The 22,951-nt window shown below is 65.9% G+C and carries 26 protein-coding genes; 8 read left to right on the forward strand and 18 right to left on the reverse strand.

Annotated features, from left to right (window positions below; genetic code table 11):
• Window positions 1-203 precede the first annotated feature (203 nt).
• Window positions 204-662, reverse strand: coding sequence for an ATP-binding protein (locus tag BLR51_RS08190; protein WP_165616773.1), 459 nt, complete (start codon window positions 660-662; stop codon window positions 204-206).
• 22 nt (window positions 663-684) lie between these two features.
• On the reverse strand, window positions 685-1,023 hold the full coding sequence (locus BLR51_RS08195) for an STAS domain-containing protein (protein ID WP_089845824.1): 339 nt from the start codon (window positions 1,021-1,023) through the stop codon (window positions 685-687).
• Between the two features lie 156 nt (window positions 1,024-1,179).
• Here BLR51_RS08195 and msrC point away from each other — a divergent pair, with 156 nt between their 5' ends.
• The 4 genes from msrC (at window position 1,180) to ptsP (ending at window position 6,049) form a co-directional block, all read left to right on the forward strand.
• Window positions 1,180-1,632, forward strand: a complete 453-nt coding sequence (gene msrC / locus BLR51_RS08200; RefSeq protein ID WP_089845825.1) for a free L-methionine (R)-S-oxide reductase MsrC — start codon at window positions 1,180-1,182, stop codon at window positions 1,630-1,632.
• 66 nt (window positions 1,633-1,698) lie between these two features.
• On the forward strand, window positions 1,699-2,346 hold the full coding sequence (locus tag BLR51_RS08205; RefSeq protein WP_089845826.1) for a pseudouridine synthase: 648 nt from the start codon (window positions 1,699-1,701) through the stop codon (window positions 2,344-2,346).
• Window positions 2,347-2,427: 81 nt separating this feature from the next.
• Window positions 2,428-3,687, forward strand: coding sequence for an aspartate kinase (locus BLR51_RS08210; protein ID WP_089845827.1), 1,260 nt, complete (start codon window positions 2,428-2,430; stop codon window positions 3,685-3,687).
• Window positions 3,688-3,808: 121 nt separating this feature from the next.
• Window positions 3,809-6,049, forward strand: a complete 2,241-nt coding sequence (ptsP, locus tag BLR51_RS08215; protein WP_089845828.1) for a phosphoenolpyruvate--protein phosphotransferase — start codon at window positions 3,809-3,811, stop codon at window positions 6,047-6,049.
• A gap of 259 nt (window positions 6,050-6,308) precedes the next feature.
• Here ptsP and BLR51_RS08220 read toward each other — a convergent pair whose 3' ends face one another.
• Both BLR51_RS08220 and BLR51_RS08225 read right to left on the reverse strand, forming a co-directional pair.
• Window positions 6,309-7,058: an EcsC family protein gene (locus tag BLR51_RS08220; RefSeq protein ID WP_089845829.1), complete on the reverse strand. Its 750-nt coding sequence runs from the start codon at window positions 7,056-7,058 to the stop codon at window positions 6,309-6,311.
• Between the two features lie 51 nt (window positions 7,059-7,109).
• A complete protein-coding gene (locus BLR51_RS08225; RefSeq protein ID WP_089845830.1) occupies window positions 7,110-7,595 on the reverse strand; it encodes a GNAT family N-acetyltransferase in 486 nt (161 codons plus the stop codon).
• 80 nt (window positions 7,596-7,675) lie between these two features.
• On the opposite strand from BLR51_RS08225, the gene BLR51_RS08230 reads away from it, so the two are divergent.
• Complete coding sequence (locus BLR51_RS08230; protein ID WP_089845831.1) at window positions 7,676-8,278, forward strand: flavin reductase family protein; 603 nt, start codon at window positions 7,676-7,678, stop codon at window positions 8,276-8,278.
• A gap of 6 nt (window positions 8,279-8,284) precedes the next feature.
• Here BLR51_RS08230 and BLR51_RS08235 read toward each other — a convergent pair whose 3' ends face one another.
• The 6 genes from BLR51_RS08235 to ccrA form a co-directional block, all read right to left on the reverse strand.
• The gene (locus tag BLR51_RS08235; RefSeq protein WP_089845832.1) at window positions 8,285-8,683 is read right to left on the reverse strand and encodes a PaaI family thioesterase; all 399 of its coding nucleotides are present in this window, start codon (window positions 8,681-8,683) and stop codon (window positions 8,285-8,287) included.
• A gap of 57 nt (window positions 8,684-8,740) precedes the next feature.
• Window positions 8,741-10,285: an ATP-dependent DNA helicase gene (locus BLR51_RS08240; RefSeq protein WP_089845833.1), complete on the reverse strand. Its 1,545-nt coding sequence runs from the start codon at window positions 10,283-10,285 to the stop codon at window positions 8,741-8,743.
• A 140-nt stretch (window positions 10,286-10,425) separates the two neighbouring features.
• Window positions 10,426-11,070, reverse strand: a complete 645-nt coding sequence (locus BLR51_RS08245; RefSeq protein ID WP_089845834.1) for an acyl-homoserine-lactone synthase — start codon at window positions 11,068-11,070, stop codon at window positions 10,426-10,428.
• A gap of 140 nt (window positions 11,071-11,210) precedes the next feature.
• Complete coding sequence (locus tag BLR51_RS08250; RefSeq protein ID WP_089845835.1) at window positions 11,211-11,939, reverse strand: helix-turn-helix transcriptional regulator; 729 nt, start codon at window positions 11,937-11,939, stop codon at window positions 11,211-11,213.
• Complete coding sequence (locus tag BLR51_RS08255; RefSeq protein ID WP_089845836.1) at window positions 11,887-12,084, reverse strand: hypothetical protein; 198 nt, start codon at window positions 12,082-12,084, stop codon at window positions 11,887-11,889. Before BLR51_RS08255 ends, BLR51_RS08250 begins: the two co-directional genes overlap by 53 nt.
• 215 nt (window positions 12,085-12,299) lie before the next feature.
• Window positions 12,300-13,586: a crotonyl-CoA carboxylase/reductase gene (gene ccrA, locus BLR51_RS08260; RefSeq protein WP_089845837.1), complete on the reverse strand. Its 1,287-nt coding sequence runs from the start codon at window positions 13,584-13,586 to the stop codon at window positions 12,300-12,302.
• Window positions 13,587-13,888: 302 nt separating this feature from the next.
• On the opposite strand from ccrA, the gene BLR51_RS08265 reads away from it, so the two are divergent.
• From BLR51_RS08265 to deoD, 3 genes are all read left to right on the forward strand, one after another.
• Window positions 13,889-15,853: an ethylmalonyl-CoA mutase gene (locus BLR51_RS08265; RefSeq protein ID WP_089845838.1), complete on the forward strand. Its 1,965-nt coding sequence runs from the start codon at window positions 13,889-13,891 to the stop codon at window positions 15,851-15,853.
• A gap of 154 nt (window positions 15,854-16,007) precedes the next feature.
• The gene (locus BLR51_RS08270) at window positions 16,008-16,319 is read left to right on the forward strand and encodes an H-NS histone family protein (protein WP_089845839.1); all 312 of its coding nucleotides are present in this window, start codon (window positions 16,008-16,010) and stop codon (window positions 16,317-16,319) included.
• Window positions 16,319-17,023, forward strand: coding sequence for a purine-nucleoside phosphorylase (gene deoD / locus BLR51_RS08275; RefSeq protein WP_089845840.1), 705 nt, complete (start codon window positions 16,319-16,321; stop codon window positions 17,021-17,023). Before BLR51_RS08270 ends, deoD begins: the two co-directional genes overlap by 1 nt.
• Window positions 17,024-17,104: 81 nt before the next feature.
• On the opposite strand, the gene BLR51_RS08280 is transcribed toward deoD, so the two are convergent.
• The 8 genes from BLR51_RS08280 to sdhA form a co-directional block, all read right to left on the reverse strand.
• The gene (locus tag BLR51_RS08280; RefSeq protein ID WP_089845841.1) at window positions 17,105-17,947 is read right to left on the reverse strand and encodes an urea carboxylase-associated family protein; all 843 of its coding nucleotides are present in this window, start codon (window positions 17,945-17,947) and stop codon (window positions 17,105-17,107) included.
• A gap of 120 nt (window positions 17,948-18,067) precedes the next feature.
• A complete protein-coding gene (locus tag BLR51_RS08285; protein WP_089845842.1) occupies window positions 18,068-18,259 on the reverse strand; it encodes a hypothetical protein in 192 nt (63 codons plus the stop codon).
• A gap of 63 nt (window positions 18,260-18,322) precedes the next feature.
• Complete coding sequence (locus BLR51_RS27705; protein WP_165616771.1) at window positions 18,323-18,469, reverse strand: hypothetical protein; 147 nt, start codon at window positions 18,467-18,469, stop codon at window positions 18,323-18,325.
• Between the two features lie 199 nt (window positions 18,470-18,668).
• Window positions 18,669-19,448: a succinate dehydrogenase iron-sulfur subunit gene (locus tag BLR51_RS08290; RefSeq protein WP_089845843.1), complete on the reverse strand. Its 780-nt coding sequence runs from the start codon at window positions 19,446-19,448 to the stop codon at window positions 18,669-18,671.
• Window positions 19,449-19,451: 3 nt separating this feature from the next.
• Window positions 19,452-20,306 carry a hypothetical protein gene (locus tag BLR51_RS08295; protein ID WP_089845844.1) on the reverse strand — a complete coding sequence of 285 codons (855 nt, stop codon included), beginning with the start codon at window positions 20,304-20,306 and terminating at the stop codon, window positions 19,452-19,454.
• 81 nt (window positions 20,307-20,387) lie between these two features.
• Complete coding sequence (locus BLR51_RS08300) at window positions 20,388-20,711, reverse strand: hypothetical protein (protein WP_230797337.1); 324 nt, start codon at window positions 20,709-20,711, stop codon at window positions 20,388-20,390.
• Complete coding sequence (locus BLR51_RS08305) at window positions 20,696-21,055, reverse strand: hypothetical protein (RefSeq protein WP_131821799.1); 360 nt, start codon at window positions 21,053-21,055, stop codon at window positions 20,696-20,698. Before BLR51_RS08305 ends, BLR51_RS08300 begins: the two co-directional genes overlap by 16 nt.
• Before the next feature lie 86 nt (window positions 21,056-21,141).
• Window positions 21,142-22,947, reverse strand: a complete 1,806-nt coding sequence (sdhA, locus tag BLR51_RS08310; protein ID WP_089845846.1) for a succinate dehydrogenase flavoprotein subunit — start codon at window positions 22,945-22,947, stop codon at window positions 21,142-21,144.
• Between the last annotated feature and the right edge of the window lie 4 nt (window positions 22,948-22,951).

Below are 22,951 nucleotides of genomic sequence, written 5' to 3' on the forward strand. Positions count from 1 at the left end.
TCCACAGAAGCGCCGCGCGATGGGGCCGGATGGGGGGAAATCCTCGACGTCACACCTTAGGTGGGGGCTGATTCGATGTGACGCCGAGGGAAGCTTTAGGCAGCTACCCTTTTGGTATGACGGTCCAACCGGGCAGGATTGCGGGCAGATTGCGGCATTTTCGCGAAACCTGCCCCCGATCTGTCGCCGGTGGCAAAAGGACTTCATGCCGAAGGCGGCAGCGGAATGCGGATTTCCAGCACGTTCGCCCCGGCTTCGCGGCGATAGCGCACCCGTTCGGCCAGATGGCGGATCAGGAACCAGCCGAACCCGCCCTCCGGCAGATCCGCCTCCGGCACGTCCAGATCCACCCTTTCACCGGGCGGAGGCCGCCCGCCCGGCATGGCGCTGCCGGTGTCGCGGATCGCAAGGTCGATGCGCCCCTCCCTTGGCAGGATTTCCAGATGGATGGTGCCCCGGCACAGGCCGCCATAGGCATGTTCCACCACGTTGTTGAGCACCTCGGCCAGCACAAGCTCCACCGTGCCCCGCACCTGCGGCGGCAGATCCCGCGCCAGAAGCCAGCCGCTGGCCAGCCCCAGCGCCGCGCGCACCTCTTCCGGCGCGCTGCGCAGATCCAGCGTGAAGATCCGGTCGCTCCGGCTGACCTCCTGCTGCGGCATCGCCCCTCCCCGGATCCGGGCGTCAGTGTCCTGCGCCGCGGCGTGCCGCCTCCAGCGTGTCATGGATGACAAAGATCGTGTCCATCCGGGTCAGCCGGAACACCCGGTCGACCATGGGCGTCAGCACCGCCAGATCCAGCCGCTGCCCCTCTCCCATGCCCTTCATCGCGGCCACGATCGCCCCCAGCCCGCTCGAATCAATGAACTCCACCGCGCCCAGATCCAGCACCACCCGGCTGGCCTGCGGCGAGACGGCGGCGCGCACCGCATCCTTGAACTGGATCGCCACCGAAGAATCGATGCGCGGCTCGTCCACCCGCAGGATCTGCGGCTCTTCCCCGTCGAGAACGGTCAGTCTCATGATCTTCCTCCATCCGGCGCGACCAGACCAGAGGCTAGCCCTCATTCCTTACCATCGGGTGTGCGGCCACGCGGCGCTTGCACTTCTTCTTGGCTGAAATATCCCGGGGGTGCGGGGGCAGCGCCCCCGCGCGATGTCTCAGGCGAAAGGCTCCTCATGTCCGTCCATTACCCCACACTGGCGCAGACCATCGCCGCGCTGACCGAAGGCGAAACCGACAGCGTCGCGCTGATGGCGACGCTGGCCTGCGAAATCCACCACGCCGATGACCGCTTCGACTGGACCGGCTTCTACCGCGTCACCGAACCCGACCTGCTGAAGATCGGCCCCTATCAGGGCGGGCATGGCTGTCTGGTCATCCCGTTCGAGCGTGGCGTCTGCGGCGCCTGCGCGCGCAGCGGCACGGCGCAGCTGGTGCCCGATGTCGACGCCTTTCCCGGCCATATCGCCTGCGCCAGCTCGACCCGGTCCGAACTGGTGCTGCCGGTGCGCGATGCCACGGGCGCGCTGATCGCGGTGCTGGATCTGGACAGCGACCAGCCAGACGCCTTCACCGAAGACGACGCGCGCGAGTTGCAGGCGATCCTCGACGCCACCTTCGCGCGCTGACGGAAGGGCAGCGCAGATGGCCCGACCACCTTGCACCGCCGCGCGCCCGATGGCAGGGACGGCGCCATGAGCGCCGCCTATTCCCCGCCTTCGGGCGACATCCCCATCCTGCATGCCGATCATGAAATCCTCGTGGTCGACAAACCTGCGGGCCTGCTGTCGGTGCCGGGCAAGGGCCCGGATCTGGCCGACTGCCTGATCGCGCGGCTCCGCACCGCCTTTCCCACCGTGCTGCTGGTGCACCGGCTGGACCGCGACACCTCGGGCGTGATGGTCTTTGCCCTGACCCCGCATGCGCAGCGCCATCTGGGGCTGCAGTTCGAACACCGCCGCACCAAGAAGACCTATCTCGCCCGCGTCGCCGGACGGCTGGAGCCCAAGACCGGGCAGGTCGATCTGCCGCTGATCGTGGACTGGCCCAACCGCCCGCTGCAGAAGGTCGATCACGAGACGGGCCGCCCCGCCCAGACCGACTGGCGGGTCATCAAGGCCAGCGATGCCGAAACCCGCGTGCATCTGATGCCGCTGACCGGGCGCAGCCACCAGCTTCGCGTGCATATGCTGGCGCTGGGGCATCCGATCCTTGGCGATCCGTTTTATGCCCCCGACACCGCCGCCGAGCATCCGCGCCTGATGCTGCATGCCGAAGAGCTGCGCCTGCGTCATCCCGATGGCGGGCTTGGCCACAAATTCCGCGCCGCAGCGCCGTTCTGACCGCCGCACGGCGCCTCTTGCGCAGCATCTTCCCTGCGCGTAAACCGCGCGCGGACTCTGACGACCCCCGGGGAAAGACCCATGCCCGTTCTCGTGATGAAATTCGGCGGCACTTCTGTCGCCACGCTGGACCGTATCCGCCGGGCTGCCAAGCGCGTCGGCGTCGAAGTGGCCAAGGGCTATGACGTGATCGTCATCGTCTCTGCCATGTCGGGCGAGACCAACAAACTGGTGGGCTATGTCGAGGAAACCTCGCCGCTGTTCGACGCCCGCGAATATGACGCCGTGGTCAGCTCCGGCGAAAACGTCACCGCCGGTCTGATGGCGCTGACCCTGCAGGAAATGGACATCCCCGCCCGCAGCTGGCAGGGCTGGCAGGTGCCGGTGAAGACCACCTCCGCCCACAGCTCCGCGCGGATCGAGGAAATTCCCTCCGACAACATCCTGCGCAAGTTCGCCGAAGGCATGAAAGTGGCCGTGGTCGCGGGCTTTCAGGGCGTCAGCCCCGAGGGCCGCATCACCACGCTGGGCCGGGGCGGGTCGGACACCACCGCCGTGGCCTTTGCCGCCGCCTTCGACGCCGAACGCTGCGACATCTATACCGATGTGGACGGCGTCTACACTACCGATCCGCGGATCTGCGAAAAGGCCCGCAAGCTGGACCGAATCAGCTTCGAAGAGATGCTGGAACTGGCCTCGCTCGGGGCCAAGGTGCTGCAGACGCGGTCGGTGGAACTGGCAATGCGCTACAAGGTGAAGCTGCGCGTGCTGTCGAGCTTCGAGGAAATGTCCGACGAGGGCGGAACGCTCGTCTGCGACGAGGAGGATATCATGGAATCCAAGGTTGTGGCCGGTGTGGCCTTTTCGCGCGACGAGGCCAAGATGACCCTCGTCACCATCGAGGACCGCCCCGGCATCGCCGCGGCGATCTTCGGCACGCTGGCCGATGCGGGCGTGAATGTAGACATGATCGTGCAGAACGTGTCGGAACTGAACTACAAGGGCCATGTGGGCGGGGTCACCGACATGACTTTCTCCTGCCCGGTCAATCAGGTGGCCCGCGCCGAAAAGGCGCTGGACGATGCCAAGGCGGCGGGAATCCTGAACTTCGACAAGCTCGAATCCGAACGCGATGTGGCCAAGGTGTCGGTGGTGGGCATCGGCATGCGCTCTGCCGCCGGGGTCGCCGCGAAGATGTTCAAGGTGCTCTCGGACGAGAACATCAACATTCAGGTCATCACCACCTCCGAGATCAAGATCTCTGTCCTGATCGAACGGAAATACATGGAACTGGCCGTGCAGGCGCTGCACGATGCCTTCGATCTGGACAAGGCCGCCTGAGGCCGGACGCAAACAGGCGGTATCCGCCCCCGGATGCCGCCTGCCGGGGTCACAAGGCCTTTCCCTCCCCGGTCCCGCTCGCCTATAGCTGGTAGCTGGAGCAAGAAGGAGCGAGGGCGCCATGGCCGACGGTCTCGAGAGTGAAAGCCGCAAGCTGCTGGGGCGGCTGCGCGACACCATGGCCGAGGATGCCGCCGGGCAGGCGCGCCTCGACAAGATCACCCATCTGACCGCCGATTCCATGGGCACCGAGGTCTGCTCCATCTATCTCTTCCGCGACGAGGAGACGCTGGAGCTTTGCGCGACCGAGGGCCTCAAGAAAGAGGCGGTGCACCAGACCCGGATGCGGCTTGGCGAAGGGCTGGTGGGCCGGGTGGCCCGCACCGGCAAGGTGGTGAACACCGCCGATGCCCCCTCCGCCCGCGGCTTCCGCTACATGCCCGAGACCGGCGAAGAGATTTATTCCTCCTTCCTTGGCGTGCCGATCCAGCGGCTTGGCGAAAAGCTGGGCGTGCTGGTGGTGCAGACCAAGGTGAAGCGCGAATTCACCTCTGACGAGGTCTATGCGCTGGAAGTGGTCGCCATGGTGCTGGCCGAAATGGCCGAGTTGGGCGCCTTTGTCGGCGAGGGTGCGGCGCTGACCGCGCGCCATACCCAGCCCGCCATGCTGCGCGGCGGCACCGGTCAGGAAGGCACCGCCGAGGGCCATATCTGGCTGCACGAGCCGCGCGTGGTGGTCACCAACCTTGTGGCCGATGATCCGGTGCGCGAACTGGAACGGCTGGGTGCCGCCATCGAACGGCTGCGGGTCGGCGTCGACGAGATGCTGGCCGGGGCCAGTGCCGATGCCGAACAGCTGGAGGTGCTGGAAGCCTATCGCATGTTCGCCAATTCCAAGGGCTGGCGGCGGCGCATGGAAGAGGACATCGCGCGCGGCCTGTCCGCCGAGGCGGCAGTAGAAAAGGAACAGTCGCAGGCCCGCGCCCGCATGGCGCAGGTGTCGGACAATTACCTGCGCGAGCGGCTGCATGATCTTGATGACCTGTCGAACCGGCTGCTGCGCATCCTGACCGGGCAAGGGTCGGAAACCGGCGCCACCCTGCCCGCCGATCCCATCCTTGTGGCGCGCAACATCGGCCCCGGCGAATTGCTGGATTACGGGCGGCAGCTGCGCGGCATCATTCTGGAGGAAGGCTCGGTCGGCAGCCATGCCGCCATCGTTGCCCGCGCGCTGGCCATTCCGCTGGTCATCAACGTCGCCCGCATCACCACCGAGGCGCTGAACGGCGACCATGTCATGGTCGATGGCGATCAGGGCGTGGTGCATCTGCGCCCCGATGACACCATCGTGTCGGCCTTCCGCGACAAGATCGCGATGCAGGCGCAGGCACAGGAACGCTATGCCTCGATCCGGGGCAAGCCTGCCATCACCACCTGCGGCAAGCGGGTGGAGCTGCACATGAACGCGGGCCTGCTGGCCGACCTGCCCTCGCTGACCAATTCCGGTGCCGAGGGCGTGGGCCTGTTCCGCACCGAGCTGCAGTTCCTTGTCCGCAACAAGATGCCGCGCCGCACCGAACTGGTCGCGGTCTACAAGCGGGTGCTGGCGGCGGCGGGCGAGCGCCCGGTGGTGTTCCGGACGCTGGACATCGGGTCGGACAAGGTGCTGCCCTATATGAAGCCCACCGACGAGCCCAACCCGGCGCTTGGCTGGCGGGCGATCCGGGTGGGGCTGGACCGTCCGGGCGTGATGCGGATGCAGCTTCAGGCGCTGCTGCGCGCCACCGAAGGCCGCCCGCTGACGCTGATGTTCCCCTTTGTCGCGCAGTATGACGAATTCCGCGCCGCCCGCGCCGAGGTCGACAAGGCCGTGGCGATCGAACGCAAGCTGGGCCATGTGGTGCCGGAAAAGATCACCGTGGGCACGATGCTGGAAACCCCCAGCCTTGCCTATGCCTCGAAGAAGTTCTTCGAGGATGTGGAGTTCATCTCCATCGGCGGCAACGACCTGAAGCAGTTCTTCTTTGCCGCCGACCGCGAAAACGAACGGGTGCGGCGGCGCTATGACACGCTGAATGTCAGCTTCCTGACCTTCCTTGAAGAGATCGTGAAACGCTGCGAATCGACCGGCACGCCGCTGTCTTTCTGTGGCGAGGATGCGGGCCGCCCGATCGAGGCGGTCTGTCTGGCCGCCATCGGGCTGCGGCGGCTGTCGATGCGCCCGGCCTCCATCGGGCCGGTGAAAAGCCTGCTGATGCGCACCAATCTGGACGCGCTTTATCAGGTGATCTGTGACGCGCGCGAACGGGGTGACCAGTCGGTGCGCGAACATGTGATGGAGTTCATGCGCTGGCAGGGCTGAGCCCTGCCGCGCCTGCTGTCCTAAAATCGCCCGGCCCGCCAGAGCCCCCCGGCAGCACCGGGCGAAAAGTTTCTTATGCGTGCCCCCGGCCTTCTGGCGCGTGACACTGCCTGCACGTTTTGCGCAGGGCTGTCGGCCTTGTTCCCCCTGACCCAGACGCATGGCGCGATGTCTCGCACGGCGCTGGCGGGACCGGACCGCTGCGGCAGGCTTTTGCCCCTCCGCCGCCCCTGTCTAGGGCGTTAACCCAAAGATCCGGTTAACGCTGCAGCAGCCGCTGGCGCAGCTGCGCCACCAGTTCCTCGCGCGGGCGACCGCTATCCTGCGACAGGCGGCGCAGGCCGAACTGCACATGCGCCATCTGCTGGTAATAGCTGGTATAGGCGTAATTGGTCGCGGCCCCTGCCGCCGCCCCCAGCAGGGGGATGGTCTGCGCCGCCAGCTTCTGGCCCAGCGTCGTGGCCAGCTTCGGCGCCACCTTGCCGATCACCCCGTGCACGGTGGCCCCGGTCAGCGTCACCCGCGCCGACAGGAAGCCCAGATCGGATCCGTCATCCCCCGATAGTGGCCCCGCCGAGGCGAAGACCGCCAGACAGTCGCGCCGCACCTCCGGATCGTCGGGATCAAAGCCGTACTCCACCGCGATGCCCTGAATCGTGCGCAGCAGCACCGTCACGGTGACCGGCAGTTCGGCCAGCGCCGTCGGCAGGCCGCCCGCACCGCCCGCCGCCCCCATGGCGGTGGCGAGCGCCGTGTTCAGCCAGCCCTTCTGGTCCGGCACCCAGCCGCGCGATCCCGCCGCCGCGTTCATCGCCGTATCCAGCGCGCGCGAGGTCGCGGTTTCCAGCCGCTCCTTCACCTTGTCGGGCAGCCGTTCCAGCAGGTTTTCCGCCTGCCCGCCCAGAATGTTGAGCAGCTGCATCCCGACTCCGCCCGCAGCCCGGTGCCGCCGGGCCAGCGCCGAAAGCTCGGCGTCGATGCTGAGGGGAACCAGATCCGTTCCGGTCATGGGCGATCCTCCTTGGTGCCTCATAGGAAGATCGTCGCGCGGGCGGCGATTTCAAGCGTGCCGCGTCACCTGCCCCGCAACACCCGCCCATGCATTGGGCCGCAGCGCCAGCCCCAGAACCCGCTCGGGATTGGTGGGGGGCGGCATCTCCACCCCGGTCAGCCGCGAAAAGCCGAATCGCGAATAATAGGGCTCGTCGCCCACCAGCATGACCCGGCCCCATTCCAGCAGGCGCGCGCGTTCCAGCGTGTCGCGGATCAGCGCCGCACCCAGCCCTTCGCCCTGCGCGGTAGGATGCACCGCGACCGGCCCCAGCAGCAGCGCCTGCGCCCGCCCGATGCGCACCGGCCAGTAGCGGATGGCGCCGCCCAGAAAGCCACCCTCGTCGCGCGCCACGCGGCACAGCTCCGCCACCGGCGCCACGCCATCGCGCAGCCGGTAGGAAGACAGCAGCGTGCGGCCCGGAGCAAAGCTCAGGTCATACAGATTCTCGACCTCGGGCCTGTCGGCCCTGCCTTCCTGATGAAGCGTGAACAGCGGCGGATCTCCCCGTGCATTCTGGCGGGGATGCCCCTATCACGGGGGCCACATCCGCGCAAACAGCTGAGAGGGCACAGATGTTCTATCGTCCCGCCGAAGGCCATGGCCTGCCGCATAATCCGTTCAACGCCATCGTGACCCCCCGCCCTATCGGCTGGATTTCCACGCGCGGCACGCTCGGCGACAATCTTGCGCCCTATTCCTTCTTCAACGCGGTGGCCTATGTGCCGCCGCAGGTGATGTTCGCCTCCACCTCCGCCAAGCCCGACCGCGACGGCACCAAGGATTCGGTGGCACAGCTGCGCGAGGCGGGGGTGTTCTGCGTCAACATCGTCGAACATGCGGCGCGCGACGCGATGAACCGCAGCGCCGCCACCCTGCCCGCGGGCGAGGATGAATTTCTCGCCGCCGGCGTGGAAAAGGCCGAATGCCTGACCATCGACTGCCCGCGCGTGGCCTTGGCCCCCGCCGCGCTCGAATGCCGGGTGACGCAGATCGTGCAGCTGCCGGGAGAGGCGAATTTTGTCACCTTCGGCGAGGTGACCGGCGTGCATCTGCGCGACGACTGCCTGAGCGACGGCATGTTCGACGTGACCCGGTTTCAGCCGCTGGCCCGGCTCGGCTATCGCGACTACGCCGTGGTGCGCGAGGTCTTCTCCCTCAAACGTCCCGGCGAATAACCGCGTTCAGCGGCGGCGATACCGGAAGACCCCGGTGCCCTTGGCCACCACCTCGCCGGTCTCGTCGCTGATCTGGGCTTCGGCAAAAAACGTGCTCTTGCCGCCACCGGTCTTCGTGCCTTCGGCAATCAGCCGGTGGCCGCGCGGGCGCGACAGATACTGCACGTTCAGCGACAGGGTCAGCGCCATCTGCCGGACCTCCGGATCGCCGGTCCAGCAGCCCGAATAGCCCATGACCGTGTCCAGCAGCGTCGCATGCACGCCGCCATGCAGGTTGTCATGGCGGTTCATGTGTTCGGGCCGCAGCGCCAGTTCGAACCGGGCATAGCCCTCGCGCCAGTCCACCATTTCCATGCCCATATGCGCCGAAAAGGCGTAAGGGGGCTCAAAGAACCGCTCGTCCATGGGTCACCTCTCTTCCTGACCCCGCCTTGTCCGGTTTCTGCGACGCAGCGTCAAGGCTCAGGCGGCATCTCCGTCCGGCGTCATGGCCAGTTCCAGCGGCGCGGGCGCGCCCCCCAGATCATCGACCCGCAGCGGTCCGCTGGGCTTTGACAGCCGGTTGCGCACCACCCAGTAGAGCCGGTCCGAGGCGCGGGTGATCGCCACATAGGCCAGACGTTTCCACAGCGGCTGCCCGGCCTCCACCCGCCCCATGCGCGCGGCGGCGTAAAGGTCGGGGGCAAAGACCTGCACCTGTTCCCACTGGCTGCCCTGCGCCTTGTGGATGGTCACCGCCGCCCCGTGCAGAAAGGTGGCGCCCATGCGCGCGGCAAAGGGGATGAAGGGCTCCTCCTCGTCCGGCTTCTCGATCTTCACGATCGAGGCGGCAGACAGCTGCGGCTCCGGCGCGCCCATCACATGCAGCCGCGAAAAGCCCGGCTTGCGCCCCGGCCCCAGATAGACCACCTGCGCGCCCTTGATCAGGCCCCGCGCCTCCAGATCCAGCCGTTTCTTGCGATGCTTGAGCGGCAGCTCGATCCCGTCGCAGACCAGCGGCTCGCCCGCCAGCAATTCGGTCTCCGGCGCGCCATGCACGGCACGGAACGCCGCAATCAGCCGGATCCGCGTGGCATTGCGCCAGACCAGCACCGGCGAGCGCGCCATCAGATCGACTTCCACCCGCTCGGCCCAGACCACCCGGTCATCCCGCGCCGCCGCCTCCTCCACCAGACGCTCGAACCGGGCAAAATCCACCTCCGGATCAGCCAGCGCATGGGCCAGATCCAGAATGGGGCTCGACGCTTCCTGCCGGTGGATGCGGCTCAGCTCCATCTTCTGCGCCTCGGGGACGGACTCGAACACCATCTTGCCCGACTGGTTCACCGGCGCCAGCTGCGCCGGATCGCCGAACAGCACCAGATTGGGAAAAATCTCGCGCAGATCCTCGAACTGCCGCTCGTCCAGCATCGAGGCCTCGTCGACAAAGCCGATATCCAGCGGCTCCTCGCGGCGCTTCCAGCCGGTGATGAAATCCGACCCGCGCAGGCCAGCGGCGGCCAGTGCCGCGGGCACGGATTTATGGCCCTGATACGCGGCAAAGGCACGGTCCAGCGCCTCGTCGCCCAGCCCCGCGACGGTGGGCCGCTCGCCATTGCCCATCAGCCATTCGGCGATGCGCTCATATTCGGGATCATAGACCGGCGTATAAAGAATGCGGTGAATGGTCGTGGCGGGCACGCCGCGCATCCGCAGCACCGAGGCCGCCTTGTTGGTGGGCGCGAGCACGGCAAGCCGCCGCGTCTCGCGCCGCCGCCGGGCCTCGTAATCGCCGGACACGATCTCGCAGCCCGCCGCCTCCAGCGCCTTGCACAGTTCCGACAGCAGCAGCGTCTTGCCCGACCCGGCCTTGCCCATCAGCGCCATCACCTGCGACCGGCCTTCCTGCGCGGGCTGGGTGGTGCCCTCGTCGGGGTCCACCCCGGCCTCGCGCAGCATCGCGGCCACACGGTCCCAGGCTTCGGCCTGATCTTCGGAAAAGCGGAGGGCGGCTGCGGTCTCGGTCATGCCGCGACCCTACAGCCCCCGCACCGCCAGCACCAGAGAGTGCGGCACCGCCCTTTCATCTTGCCCCTAAACTCCGGGGGTGAATTGGCGCAGCCAAGAGGGGGCAGAGCCCCCTCCCCTGTTTCCGTCCAGCGGCCCCCTCAGGCCGCGCGCACCGCCGCCGCGGGGGCCACAGGGTCCGCTCCGAAGGCCGCCTCGAACCAGCGGCGCGACTGCGCGGGCTCGATCCCGGCGCTTGCGGCCACCCGCGCCTGCGCCTCGGGGGAATAGCCCCAGAGCCCGACGCTGATCCGCCCCCGCCCCTCGCCCTGATGCCCCAGCACCTCGGGCGAGGCGCCGATGCGGCCATAGATCCGCACCATGCGCGCATCAAAGACCCCGACAAAATGCTCCACCCCCAGCCCGCGCATCACCTCGCCCCCGGCCAGCATCAGCGCCGCCGCCACGCCCGGCCCCGCATCGCGGGCAAGGCAGAACCGGGTGCATTCCCAGATCAGCGGGCTGGCGATCCGCACGCCCTCGGTCAGGTGCAGGAAATGCTCGTTGACCATGGTCCGCCCGGTGGTGGGCAGGAACCGCATCGACCCGCCATGACGCCCGCAGGGCTTCTGCCAGAGGACGTAAAGCGGGTTCAGCGCGTCATACTGATCGCGCTCGAACCCCTGCGCATCCACCGTCACCTCCCAGCCCAGCCTCGTGTGGAATTGGTCGGCGCGGTCGCGGAACATGCTGTCCGCCAGCAGGGGCTGCGTGGCAAGCTGGTCGCCGTAAAGATACCGGATCATGGCTGTCTCCCATCAAGATGATGAAAGACAGCCTGCAAACCTCCGGTGAACGAGATCTGAGCGGAGCGCGCGCCCGTCTCACCGCAATCCTGCCGCAGCGTGCGCCCGTCTCACCGGAAGGTTAACGCAAAGGGGGCGGCTCAGACCACGATCAGCCCGCGCGACAGGGCGCGGGCCACCGCATGGACCGTGTTCATCGCCCCCAGCTTGAACCGCGCACTTTCCACATAGACCCGCAGCGTGTGTTCGGAGATGGCGAGCGTCTCGGCCACCTGCGCGCGGGAATAGCCCACGGCCAGCAGGGTCAGCGCCTCGATCTCGCGCGGGGACAGCGGCTGCGCCGCTTCGGGCCTGCGCCCCGGCTCCAGATCCAGCGCCTTTTCGTTGAAGGTATGCGCCATCAGGATCATGTCCCGGCGGTGCAGCGCGGTGAACTGCGCCCAGTCCTCGTCCGGGCAGCTGTGACTGACCGTGAACAGCGCGAACTGCCCGTTCGGGCCGCGGATCGGGATGGAAAAGCCCTGATTGCCGACGCCATGCGCAATCGCGTCCTTCTGAAAGGCCCGCGCCGCCTTGGAGGACCAGTCGAGCCGCTTCCAGTCCACCGGGTGAAAGCGCTGGAAACAGCCCTGCACCACCGGATCGATGCGCAGATAGCCTTTTTCAATGTAGCGCTGCACCCAGTCCGGGCTGTAGGTGCCGCAGCCATACTGTTCGCCGCTGGCGCTGACCCAGTGATAGACAAGGTGATCGACGCCGTAATGCGCCCTCAGCGCCTCGCTGACCGCCTGCAGATCCTCCAGAGAGCGCGCCGCCTCAAGCTGCTCCAGGAACCCGCCCGCTGCGGGAAGTTGCGCCGCAAAGCCCAATCGCGCCCCTCGTCGATGTCGACGCGATTTCGACCTGCGCCACCAGCCGGGTATCGTCCAGCTGCCCCGCCAGCGCCTCCAGATTGTTGGCGCGGGCGAAGGTCTGCAAGTCCGTCAGAACGTCGATGATCCAGTCATGTCTCATGACGAGTCTCGCTTTCAAGTGGTTAACAATGCCTTAACACAACCCTACCATGTCGGGGCTTTTGCCACCATTCACGCATTTTACCTCCCCAGAAATGGCGGGGGTGCCGCGGGGCAAGCGCTTGATCCGCCATGGCACCGCCCGGGCCCTGAACGCGGACCGCCCGCGATTCGACATTGCGGATCGCGGGCGGCAGGGGATGGGGCGCAGGCGGCTCAGCTTCTGGCGTCCAGCGCCTCCTCGAAGGTGCGCAGCCCGGTGCGCGGCGCCTGCACCAGCACCGACATGTTGCCGGGCTTGTGCAGGTTGCGCCGCATCTTCACATGCGCCGCCGGGATCTGGTCCCACGGGAACACCTCTGACATGCAGGGATCCAGCCTGCGGTCCACCATCAGCCGGTTGGCGGCGGCGGCCTGTTTCAGATGGGCAAAATGCGAGCCCTGCAGCCGCTTCTGGTGCATCCACATGTAGCGCACGTCAAAGGTGCAGTTGAACCCGGAGGTGCCCGCGCAGATCACCACCATGCCGCCCTTCTTGCAGACCAGCGCCGAGACGGGAAAGGTCGCCTCGCCCGGATGTTCGAACACCATGTCGACGCTGACGCCCTTGCCGGTGATTTCCCAGATCGCCTTGCCGAACTTGCGCGCCTCGGCGAGCCAAGTGGTGTATTCGGGCGTGTTGACGGTGGGAAGCTGCCCCCAGCATTTGAAATCGTTGCGGTTGATGACGCCCTTGGCGCCCATGGACATGACAAACTCGCGCTTGCTCTCGTCAGAGATCACCCCGATCGCATTGGCCCCTGCCGTGTTGATGAGCTGGATCGCATAGGATCCCAAGCCGCCCGAGGCGCCCCAGACCAGCACGTTCTGCCCCGGCTTCAGGTCATGCGGTTCATGCCCGAACAGCATCCGGTAGGCGGTGGCCAGCGTCAGCGTGTAGCAGGCGCTTTCCTCCCATGTCAGATGCTTGGGCCGTGGCATCAGCTGCTGCGCCTGCACCCGGGTGAACTGCGCGAAGCTGCCGTCATGGGTCTCGTAGCCCCAGATGCGCTGGCTCGGGCTGAACATCGGGTCGCCGCCGTTGCATTCCTCGTCGTCGCCATCGTCCTGATTGCAGTGGATCACCACCTCGTCGCCGACCTTCCAGCGCTTCACCTTGTCCCCCACCGCCCAGACGATGCCAGAGGCGTCGGATCCCGCGATGTGATAGGGTTGCTTGTGGCCGTCAAAGGGGCTGATCGGCACGCCAAGCCCGGCCCAGACCCCGTTGTAATTGACCCCCGCCGCCATCACCAGAACCAGCACTTCGTGGCTGTCGATGGACCATGTATCGACCACCTCCTGCTGGAAGGAGACGTCGGGTTCGCCATGACGCTCGCGCCGGATCGCCCAAGCATACATCTTTTTCGGCACGAACCCGAGCGGCGGCATCTCGCCAATCTCGTAAAGGTCTTTCTCCGGCGCGTCATAGGGCGCGATCTCGGTCTTGGTATCCAGAGCCATCGGGAACCTCCTTCCTGCAAACGTCCTGCAACCAGCTTCCTCGGCGCCGCAGTGCAGAATCGCCGATCCTGAACCCCGGAGATAAACTTGGTCGCGCAATATTGCAATCTTCAACGTAGTTATTTTGTAATTTTATGACCGAGCGGATGCAGAAACTCCCCGCCGAAGCCTTGTTTTTATGCCTCCACCCCCTCCGCACAGGACGCTGCAGCGCGGCGAATTGACGGGACATTTTGTTTCTTATATCAATCCACAAACGCAACAAGATTAGCTTCACGATTCACGCCGCGCGGGAGACCCCCATGACCGACGCTTCGAAAGACAAACCCTGGCTGATCCGCACCTATGCCGGACATTCCACCGCCCAAGCCTCGAACGCGCTTTACCGCAGCAATCTGGCGCGCGGTCAGACCGGGCTGTCGGTGGCCTTCGACCTGCCGACCCAGACCGGCTATGACAGCGATCACATCCTTGCCCGTGGCGAGGTGGGCAAGGTCGGCGTGCCGGTCTGCCATCTGGGCGACATGCGCACGCTGTTCGACCAGATCCCGCTGGAGCAGATGAACACCTCGATGACCATCAACGCCACGGCGCCATGGCTGCTTGCGCTCTATATCGCGGTGGCCGAAGAACAGGGCGCCGATGTCGCGCAGCTTCAGGGCACGGTGCAGAACGATCTGATCAAGGAATACCTGTCGCGCGGCACCTATATCTGCCCGCCAAAGCCTTCGCTGAAAATGATCGGGGACGTGGCCGAATATTGCTACAGCCATGTGCCGAAATGGAACCCGATGAACGTCTGCTCCTACCACCTGCAGGAGGCGGGGGCGACGCCGGAACAGGAACTGGCCTTTGCGCTGGCCACCGCCTGCGCCGTGCTGGACGATCTGCGCCCGCGCGTGGCCCCCGAGGATTTCCCCGCGCTCTGCGGGCGCATCAGCTTTTTCGTCAATGCGGGCATCCGCTTTGTCACCGAGATGTGCAAGATGCGCGCCTTTGTCGATCTGTGGGACGAAATCCTGCGCGACCGCTACGGGGTGGCCGACGCGCGGCACCGGCGGTTCCGCTATGGCGTGCAGGTCAACAGCCTTGGCCTGACCGAACAGCAGCCGGAAAACAACGTCTACCGCATCCTGATCGAGATGCTGGCCGTGACCCTGTCCAAACGCGCCCGCGCCCGCGCGGTGCAGTTGCCCGCATGGAACGAGGCGCTTGGCCTGCCCCGCCCGTGGGACCAGCAATGGTCGATGCGGATGCAGCAGATCCTCGCCTATGAATCCGACCTGCTGGACTATGACGACCTGTTCGACGGCAACCCGGCGGTCGACCGCAAGGTGCAGGCGCTGAAGGACGAGGCCCGCGCCGAACTCGCCAATATCGACAGCATGGGCGGCGCCATCGGCGCGATCGACTACATGAAGGCGCGGCTGGTGGACAGCAATGCCGACCGTCTGAACCGGATCGAACGCAACCAGACCGTGGTGGTGGGAGTCAACCGCTGGACCGAAGGCGAGCCCTCGCCGCTGATGGGCGAAGATGGCGGCATCATGGTGGTGGATCCCGCGGTGGAGCAGGAACAGATCAGCCGCCTGCAGGCATGGCGCCAGACGCGCGACGCGCAGGCGGTCACGGCGGCGCTCGCCGATCTGCGCGCCGCCGCTGCCGAAGGGCGCAACATCATGCCCGCCTCCATCCTCTGCGCCAGAGCGGGCGTCACCACCGGCGAATGGGCGGCGCAGATGCGCGCGGTGCATGGCGAATATCGCGGCCCCACCGGCGTGTCGAAATCCGTCAGCAACAAGACCCAAGGGCTGGACGACATCCGTGCCGCCGTCGATGCGGTATCGGACCGTCTGGGGCGGCGGCTGCGGTTTCTGGTGGGCAAGCCGGGGCTTGACGGGCATTCCAACGGCGCCGAACAGATCGCCTTCCGTGCCCGCGACTGCGGCATGGAGATCGATTACGAAGGCATCCGCCTGACCCCGGAACAGATCGTCACGGCGGCGCAGGAGGGCGCGCATGTGGTCGGCCTGTCGATCCTGTCGGGCAGTCATATTCCGCTGGTCGAGGATCTGATGGACCGGATGCGCGTGGCCGGATTAGGACATATTCCGGTGATTGTCGGCGGCATCATTCCCGAAGAGGATGCCCGCCGTCTCAAATCCATGGGCGTGGCGAAGGTTTATACTCCCAAGGATTTCGAGCTGAATGCCATCATGGCGGATATCGTGACGCTCGCCGACCCGGCAGATCTTGCCGCTGCATAGCGTCAGAACGCCTAAATCCTGAAAAAATTGCCGCCCGCTCTCCAAATGCGAGAGCGGGTTATCATTTTTTTAACCATTTTCTTTAAACTGACACAGACCGTGGCCTTGCAAAAAGCGCCAGTTTCGCAAAAGGCTATAAAAAAAGGAGTAGACCATGAACGCAGATCTTGACTCTCTTTCGAAGGACGAGCTGATCCAGCTGAGAACCGACGTGGAAAAGGCCCTGAAAACCATCGATGCGCGCCGCAAGGCGGATGCAAAACGCGCCGCAGAGAAGGCCGCAAAAGAATACGGGTTTTCGCTGGATGAAATCCTTGGCGCCGCCACCGGCAAAACCACCAAGGGTGCTGCAAAATACGCAAATCCCGCCAATCCGGAACAGACCTGGACCGGGCGCGGGCGCAAGCCGAACTGGGTGATCGAAGCGCTGGATAACGGCAAGTCGATCGAGGATCTGGCGATCTGATGACGATCCATATCGGGGCTGACCCGGGCGATGTGGCGGAAACCGTCCTCATGCCCGGCGATCCGCTGCGCGCGGAATGGGTGGCGCAGACCTTCCTCACCGAAGTGCGCTGCATCAACCGCGTGCGCGGCATGCTGGGCTTCACCGGGCTGTGGCAGGGCCACCGCGTTACGGTGCATGGCTCCGGCATGGGGATGGCCAGCCTGTCGATCTATGCCAATGAACTGATCCGCGATTACGGCGCAAAAACCCTGATCCGGATCGGCTCCTGCGGCGCGATGCAGCCTGATGTGCAATTGCGAGATGTCATTCTTGCAATGACCGCCACCACGCTGTCCACGCCCTCTTCCGGGATCTTCCGGGAATTGAACTTTGCCCCCTGCGCCAATTATCCGCTGCTGCGTGCGGCGGCGGATGCGGCCATGGCGCGCGGAACGCGCTGCCATGTCGGGGGCATCTATTCCTCGGATGTCTTTTACGACGAACGCCCTGACCTGAACGAGATCATGACCCGTCATGGAATATTGGGCGTCGAAATGGAAGCGGCGGAACTTTACAATCTAGGCGCGCGCCATGGGGTCCGCACTCTCGCTGTTCTGACCGTGTCGGATCATCTGCTCACCCATGAGGCGCTGCCCGCAGCCGACCGTCAAAGCTCTTTTGCCGATATGGTGGAAATAGCGCTAACTGCCGCCTTTTCCTGAAATCCGGAGTCCCGGCAAAATCGAACAATTTTCTGGCATAGCCCCGTGATCCCGGTCACGGGGCTATGCTTTTGCGCCCCGTCAGCCGTGACTCCGGTCATAGCCATTGACCGGCGGCGGCGCCCAGCCTGCCAGCAGATCCGCAGATGCTGCAAGGATCTCCACCTCCAGCGGATAGCAGGTGGCGGCGTCCGAACTGTGCTCGCTGGAACAGTCCCCGCCCGGACAGGCGCTCAGCGCGCCCAGCAGATCGATTTCGGCAAAGAAGGTCAGCGTGTCGCCGGGCCGCACCGGGCTTGCCTTCATGAAATACTGCCCCGTGTCGCGGGTAAAGCCGGTGCACATGAAGACGTTGAGCACATCCTGCACATATCCCTCCGCCGCCGCACGGCTCTGCCCCGTGGCCTCGGCCAGCGCGCGGGTCAGGTTGGAATGGCAGCAGTGGTGATAGGCCTGTCCGCTCAGCAGATGGTGGGTATAGGGATCGCAGCGGGTGCCGATCACGTCATGCACCGCCCCGCCAAACGCGTCGATGCCATACCAGTCCAGACTGTCCTGCACGAGCGTCGCCATGGGCCGCAGCGTCGGAAAGCCGGACCACATCCGGTCCCCCACCCCCAGATGCGAGCCATGCAGCGCCCGCGTCTTGCCGGAATAAAACCGTTCCGACAGATCGGCGGCGTTCCACAGGTTCAGATCGCCGACCTGCGGACCCTCCGTGCAGCGGATGCGGAAAAAGCCGCCCGCCGGCACGCGAAAGGCGCAGGCCTCGCGCGGGGCGGCCACGACCTTGTCCACCACCTCCGCCGCCGCCAGCGCCCTGGCGTAAAGCGCCAGATCGGGCACGGGCAGGGTTTCGACCGGATAACAGATCACCGGCGCCACGGCGCGGCGGGCTTCGGCATCAGCGGGGGCAGGACACATGGCTCGCTCCTTTTTGCGCAGCAAAGCCCGGCGCGCGCGCCCGTGCAAGCCCGTCGCGTCTTCTGACCCCAAATATCCCGGGGGAGCCGCGCGGCACGCGCGGCGGGGGCAGCGCCCCCGTCACGGATCAGGCCGGAAACAGGTCTCGGGGGTCTTGCCGCGCGAGCCCGTGGTCTCTGCGCCGCAATAGATGCAGCGCCACTGGCTGTCGCCCTCGCGCCGCGTCTCCCGCCAGCGGCAGAGGCGGGTCTTGCGGTTGGTGAAGATCAGCAGCAGCACAAAGGCGATGACGAGGCCAAGGGCAACAATCACCCTGCGCCTCGTCGGTGAATATGTTTGATCATGACGCGCAAGATGGCCCGCAGGCCCCTCGGGTCAAGCCGCCCGGTAATAATCCGGGGCGCCCAGATCGTCGCGCGGCTCGGCCTCGGCTGCGGGCACAAGCCGGGGCTCGGGCTGGTAATAGCCATAGGCCTGCTCCAGCGCGGCGCGGGCTTCGGCGGGAGTGACGGTCTTGGTCATCGGAGTCATCCTTTTCTGCGATCCAGCAAGCTCCCCCTCGCCCCGTCACATAAGGCGCCGCGCCGGGCCGTGCACCGGTTGATGCTGCAACTGCGAAATGCACCCAGCGCAACCGTGCCCCAGCGTCATGCCCGGTCCAAAGAAAAGGCGCCGCACCCGGACGGGTACGGCGCCATGTCAGAACGGCAAAGCCCGCAGATCAGACGTGCCGGTTCAGCATCATCTTCTTGATCTCGGAAATCGCCTTGGCCGGGTTCAGCCCCTTGGGGCAGGTCTTGGCGCAGTTCATGATGGTGTGGCAGCGATAAAGCTTGAACGGATCCTCAAGATCGTTCAGCCGCTCGCCGGTCGCCTCGTCACGGCTGTCGATGATCCAGCGATAGGCATGCAGCAGCGCGGCCGGGCCCAGATAGCGGTCGGAATTCCACCAGTAGCTCGGGCAGGCGGTCGAGCAGGAGGCGCACATCACGCATTCATAAAGCCCGTCCAGCTTCTTGCGGTCCTCGATGGACTGGCGCCATTCCTTCTGCGGACGGTTGGTCTTGGTTTCCAGCCACGGCATGATCGAGGCATGCTGCGCATAGAAATGCGTCAGGTCGGGGATCAGATCCTTGACCACCGGCATATGCGGGAGCGGATAGATCTTCACCTCGCCCTTGATCTCGTCGAGACCATAGATGCAGGCCAGCGTGTTGATCCCGTCGATGTTCATGGCGCAGGATCCGCAGATCCCCTCGCGGCAGGACCGGCGGAAGGTCAGGGTGGGGTCGACCTCGTTCTTGATCTTGATGAGCGCGTCCAGAACCATCGGGCCGCACTTGTCCATATCGAGGAAATAAGTGTCGACCCGCGGGTTCTCGCCGTCATCGGGCGACCAGCGGTAGATCTTGAAGGCCCGGACATTGGTCGCGCCCTCGGGCTTCGGCCAGGTCTTTCCGGTCCGGATCTTGGAATTCTTGGGAAGCGTCAGTTGCACCATGGCTCAGGACTCCTTGGCTGAAAGAGTGGCGTTCGCGCGGGGACGGCGGGCATAACGCGCCTGCCGCCGGAGATAGTTGATACGTCGGCGCAGGCGAAGCAGATGATGCGAAAGGCGCAGGCGCGTGCCGTCAAGCCACACATCCTCCGCCAGCGTCGGCACCTTGCGGGTGCGCATCTGGCGCGCCGCCTTGGCCTCGTAGTCATCGAGGCAGTCGAAATATCGCTGGTCCACCACGGCCTCGCCCTGATGTTCCACATGAAAGTCGATCACATGCGCGGTCAGACCGCGCGCCTGCGCCTGCTGCACCAGATCCAGCCCGTAAAGGTGAAACCCGGTCAGATCGCAGGAGGGCGCCACCAGCCGGTCGCGACGCAGCAGGATGAAATTCTCATCCACCACATCCACCTCTGCCGGAAAGGGGCCGCGCGCCTGATTTAGCCGCCAGCGGTCACTGATGCGGATGATATACCGCCCGTCCCGGCGTCCGGCATTGGCCGCGATGGCCCAGCGGGGTGCTGCGGCGTCCAGCTCGGCCAGTCGCGCCTCCAGCACGTGGCGGTCGTCCTGCAGGGCCAGAACATCCTGATGCAGGCAGATCAGGTAGCTGCCGCGCGCCTCCTGCAGCAGCCGGTTCAGGCCGGAATAGGCATCAAACTGATTGCCGTCGCGGTTGTCGACATACAGGAATTCCGCAACATCCGGGGTAAAGCCGCGCGCCACGAAGCTGGACACCATGGCCGCATATTGATCTGGCCGGGTGACAAGGCTGAGAAAGGAAAACCGCAGCGGCGCCTCGGGAGCGGCACCGCTGACCGCGCGTGCGGGCAGCCCGGCAAGGGGGCAGCCGCTGCTCATGCCATGACCCCGAAACAGCCGCACCGCCGGCCAGTCGACCGGGTCAAGGCAGCAATGTGACGGAACATCAGGCCAGCCATGTCAGAACCCGGCCAGCAGCGCGGGCACCGCCTGCTGCCCGAAGCAGCGCAGCGTTTCGGGTTTCTGCGCGATCTCGGTCACGATCTGCACCGAGCTTGCGGTGGGCCCGGTGACCGCCTCGCTGGCCAGCGCATAGATCTGCGTGGCATTGGCGTTGTTGATCAGGCAGTCGATGGCGGGCTGCACCGGCACGCCGGGGAACCGCTCTGCCACCACTTTTGCGGTGGTGGACCGGGCGGCCTGACGGGCGATCTGGTCCTGCGTCTGGGCCGAACAGGCGGCCAGCAGCGGCAGGAGGGCAGCAAGGATCAGAGTCCGACGCAATAGGTGGTTCCTCCATAAAGCACGGATGCCCCCGGCGGGCAGTGAGCGCCGCGCGCCGGGCTGGCCGCGGGCGTGAGGCTGGTCAGGCCTGCGCTCCGCGAGGGCGGGGTGCCATAGGTATAGGTCCGGACCGTGGCGCCGTCATTCTGGCGAAGGTCCACCCGGTGGTCGCCCGCCACAGGCCCGGTTTCGGGTGTCGCGGGAAGCGCGCCTGTGGTGCGCGCCCGCACGCAGGCGTTGAGCGCATCGGCGCCCTCCTGCGTGCCGTCCGGGCCCGGTATCGCCACCGGAACCGGCTGCCCCGCCGGGTAGCTGTAGCTGCCCGGCGGGGAGATCTGAAGCATGCAGCCCACCATCGGATCGCGCGACGCGCCAGTGGCGCAGGCGGGAAGCCCGGCCAGCGCGACCAGTCCGATGAGGCGCGGACCGATCAAAATGTCCGGGCCTTGGGTGCGATCTTGGCAAGGCTGATGCCGCCTTCGGCTTCGCTGGTCAGCGGATCCAGCACCACCGGACGCTGGCTCAGCGTCACCTTGACCCCATCCACATGCGCGATGGTGTGCACACGCCAGTTGTCGTCGTCGCGCGTCGGGTAATCCTCGTGGGCATGCGCCCCGCGGCTTTCCTTGCGCGCCTCGGCGCCAACGATGGTGGCCAGCGCATTCGGCATGAGGTTGGTCAGCTCAAGGCTTTCCATCAGGTCGCTGTTCCAGACAAGGCTGCGGTCGGTGACCTTGATGTCGGCCATCTTGCCCGCCACGGCGGTCATCTTGTCGACCCCGTCTTTCAGCGTCTTGTCGGTGCGGAACACCGCCGCATCGGCCTGCATGGTCTTCTGCATCTCCAGCCGCAGCTCGGCGGTGGGGATGGCGCCATCGGCGTGGCGCAGCGTGTCGAAGCGGTCAAAGGCCTTGTCCACCGACGGCTTGTCAAAGGCCGCCACCGATGCGGCGCGGTCCACGACCTGCCCCGCCCGGATCGCTGCGGCCCGGCCGAACACCACAAGGTCGATCAGCGAGTTCGAGCCCAGCCGGTTCGCCCCATGCACCGAGGCGCAGCCCGCCTCGCCCACGGCCATCAGGCCCGGCACGATGGCATTGGGATTGTCGGCGGTGGGGTTCAGCACCTCGCCCCAGTAGTTGGTCGGGATGCCGCCCATGTTGTAATGCACGGTGGGCAGGACCGGGATCGGTTCCTTGGTCACGTCGACGCCCGCAAAGATCTTGGCACTTTCCGAAATGCCGGGCAGGCGTTCGGCCAGCGCTTCCTTGGGCAGGTGCGACAGGTTCAGGTGGATGTGGTCGCCATGCTCGCCCACGCCGCGGCCTTCGCGGATTTCCATGGTCATGCAGCGCGAGACATAGTCGCGCGGCGCCAGATCCTTGTAGTTGGGGGCGTAGCGTTCCATGAACCGCTCGCCTTCCTTGTTGGTGAGGTAGCCGCCCTCGCCCCGCGCGCCTTCGGTGATCAGGCAGCCCGAGCCATAGATGCCGGTCGGGTGGAACTGCACGAATTCCATGTCCTGCAGCGCCAGACCCGCGCGCGCCACCATGCCGCCGCCATCGCCGGTGCAAGTATGTGCCGAGGTGGCGGAGAAATAGGCCCGGCCATAGCCGCCGGTCGCCAGCACCACCATCTTGGCGTTGAAGACATGCATGGTGCCGTCATCAAGCTTCCAGCAGACCACGCCCTGACATACGCCGTCGGGCGACATGATCAGGTCGATGGCGAAATATTCGATGTAGAATTCCGCGTTATTCTTCAGCGACTGGCCATAAAGCGTGTGCAGGATGGCATGGCCGGTGCGGTCGGCGGCGGCGCAGGTGCGCTGCACCGGCGGGCCTTCGCCAAATTCGGTGGTGTGGCCGCCAAAGGGGCGCTGGTAGATCTTGCCCTCTTCGGTGCGCGAGAAGGGCACGCCGTAATGTTCCAGCTCATAGACCGCGGCGGGGGCGGAACGGGCGAGGTATTCCATCGCATCGGTATCGCCCAGCCAGTCGGACCCCTTCACGGTGTCATACATGTGCCACTGCCAGTTGTCCGGGCCCATGTTGGCAAGGCTCGCGGCGATGCCGCCCTGTGCCGCGACGGTGTGCGACCGGGTCGGGAACACCTTGGTCACGCAGGCCGTGCGCAGCCCCTGTTCGGCCATGCCGAGGGTCGCACGCAGGCCGGCACCGCCTGCCCCCACGACCACGACGTCATAGTCATGCGTCTCGTATTCGTATGCAGCCATCTTT

The organism is Salipiger marinus (genome assembly GCF_900100085.1).
GTDB lineage: Bacteria > Pseudomonadota > Alphaproteobacteria > Rhodobacterales > Rhodobacteraceae > Salipiger > Salipiger marinus.

What these genes read in the sequence shown, in the direction of transcription:
- BLR51_RS08190 (WP_165616773.1), bottom strand. Translation starts at nt 662, where the DNA reads ATGCCGCAGCAGGAGGTCAGCCGGAGCGACCGGATCTTCACGCTGGAT.
- BLR51_RS08195 (WP_089845824.1), bottom strand. Translation starts at nt 1,023, where the DNA reads ATGAGACTGACCGTTCTCGACGGGGAAGAGCCGCAGATCCTGCGGGTG.
- msrC (WP_089845825.1), top strand. Translation starts at nt 1,180, where the DNA reads ATGTCCGTCCATTACCCCACACTGGCGCAGACCATCGCCGCGCTGACC.
- BLR51_RS08205 (WP_089845826.1), top strand. Translation starts at nt 1,699, where the DNA reads ATGAGCGCCGCCTATTCCCCGCCTTCGGGCGACATCCCCATCCTGCAT.
- BLR51_RS08210 (WP_089845827.1), top strand. Translation starts at nt 2,428, where the DNA reads ATGCCCGTTCTCGTGATGAAATTCGGCGGCACTTCTGTCGCCACGCTG.
- ptsP (WP_089845828.1), top strand. Translation starts at nt 3,809, where the DNA reads ATGGCCGACGGTCTCGAGAGTGAAAGCCGCAAGCTGCTGGGGCGGCTG.
- BLR51_RS08220 (WP_089845829.1), bottom strand. Translation starts at nt 7,058, where the DNA reads ATGACCGGAACGGATCTGGTTCCCCTCAGCATCGACGCCGAGCTTTCG.
- BLR51_RS08230 (WP_089845831.1), top strand. Translation starts at nt 7,676, where the DNA reads ATGTTCTATCGTCCCGCCGAAGGCCATGGCCTGCCGCATAATCCGTTC.
- BLR51_RS08235 (WP_089845832.1), bottom strand. Translation starts at nt 8,683, where the DNA reads ATGGACGAGCGGTTCTTTGAGCCCCCTTACGCCTTTTCGGCGCATATG.
- BLR51_RS08240 (WP_089845833.1), bottom strand. Translation starts at nt 10,285, where the DNA reads ATGACCGAGACCGCAGCCGCCCTCCGCTTTTCCGAAGATCAGGCCGAA.
- BLR51_RS08245 (WP_089845834.1), bottom strand. Translation starts at nt 11,070, where the DNA reads ATGATCCGGTATCTTTACGGCGACCAGCTTGCCACGCAGCCCCTGCTG.
- BLR51_RS08255 (WP_089845836.1), bottom strand. Translation starts at nt 12,084, where the DNA reads ATGAGACATGACTGGATCATCGACGTTCTGACGGACTTGCAGACCTTC.
- ccrA (WP_089845837.1), bottom strand. Translation starts at nt 13,586, where the DNA reads ATGGCTCTGGATACCAAGACCGAGATCGCGCCCTATGACGCGCCGGAG.
- BLR51_RS08265 (WP_089845838.1), top strand. Translation starts at nt 13,889, where the DNA reads ATGACCGACGCTTCGAAAGACAAACCCTGGCTGATCCGCACCTATGCC.
- BLR51_RS08270 (WP_089845839.1), top strand. Translation starts at nt 16,008, where the DNA reads ATGAACGCAGATCTTGACTCTCTTTCGAAGGACGAGCTGATCCAGCTG.
- deoD (WP_089845840.1), top strand. Translation starts at nt 16,319, where the DNA reads ATGACGATCCATATCGGGGCTGACCCGGGCGATGTGGCGGAAACCGTC.
- BLR51_RS08280 (WP_089845841.1), bottom strand. Translation starts at nt 17,947, where the DNA reads ATGTGTCCTGCCCCCGCTGATGCCGAAGCCCGCCGCGCCGTGGCGCCG.
- BLR51_RS27705 (WP_165616771.1), bottom strand. Translation starts at nt 18,469, where the DNA reads ATGACCAAGACCGTCACTCCCGCCGAAGCCCGCGCCGCGCTGGAGCAG.
- BLR51_RS08290 (WP_089845843.1), bottom strand. Translation starts at nt 19,448, where the DNA reads ATGGTGCAACTGACGCTTCCCAAGAATTCCAAGATCCGGACCGGAAAG.
- BLR51_RS08295 (WP_089845844.1), bottom strand. Translation starts at nt 20,306, where the DNA reads ATGAGCAGCGGCTGCCCCCTTGCCGGGCTGCCCGCACGCGCGGTCAGC.
- BLR51_RS08305 (WP_131821799.1), bottom strand. Translation starts at nt 21,055, where the DNA reads ATGCTTCAGATCTCCCCGCCGGGCAGCTACAGCTACCCGGCGGGGCAG.
- sdhA (WP_089845846.1), bottom strand. Translation starts at nt 22,947, where the DNA reads ATGGCTGCATACGAATACGAGACGCATGACTATGACGTCGTGGTCGTG.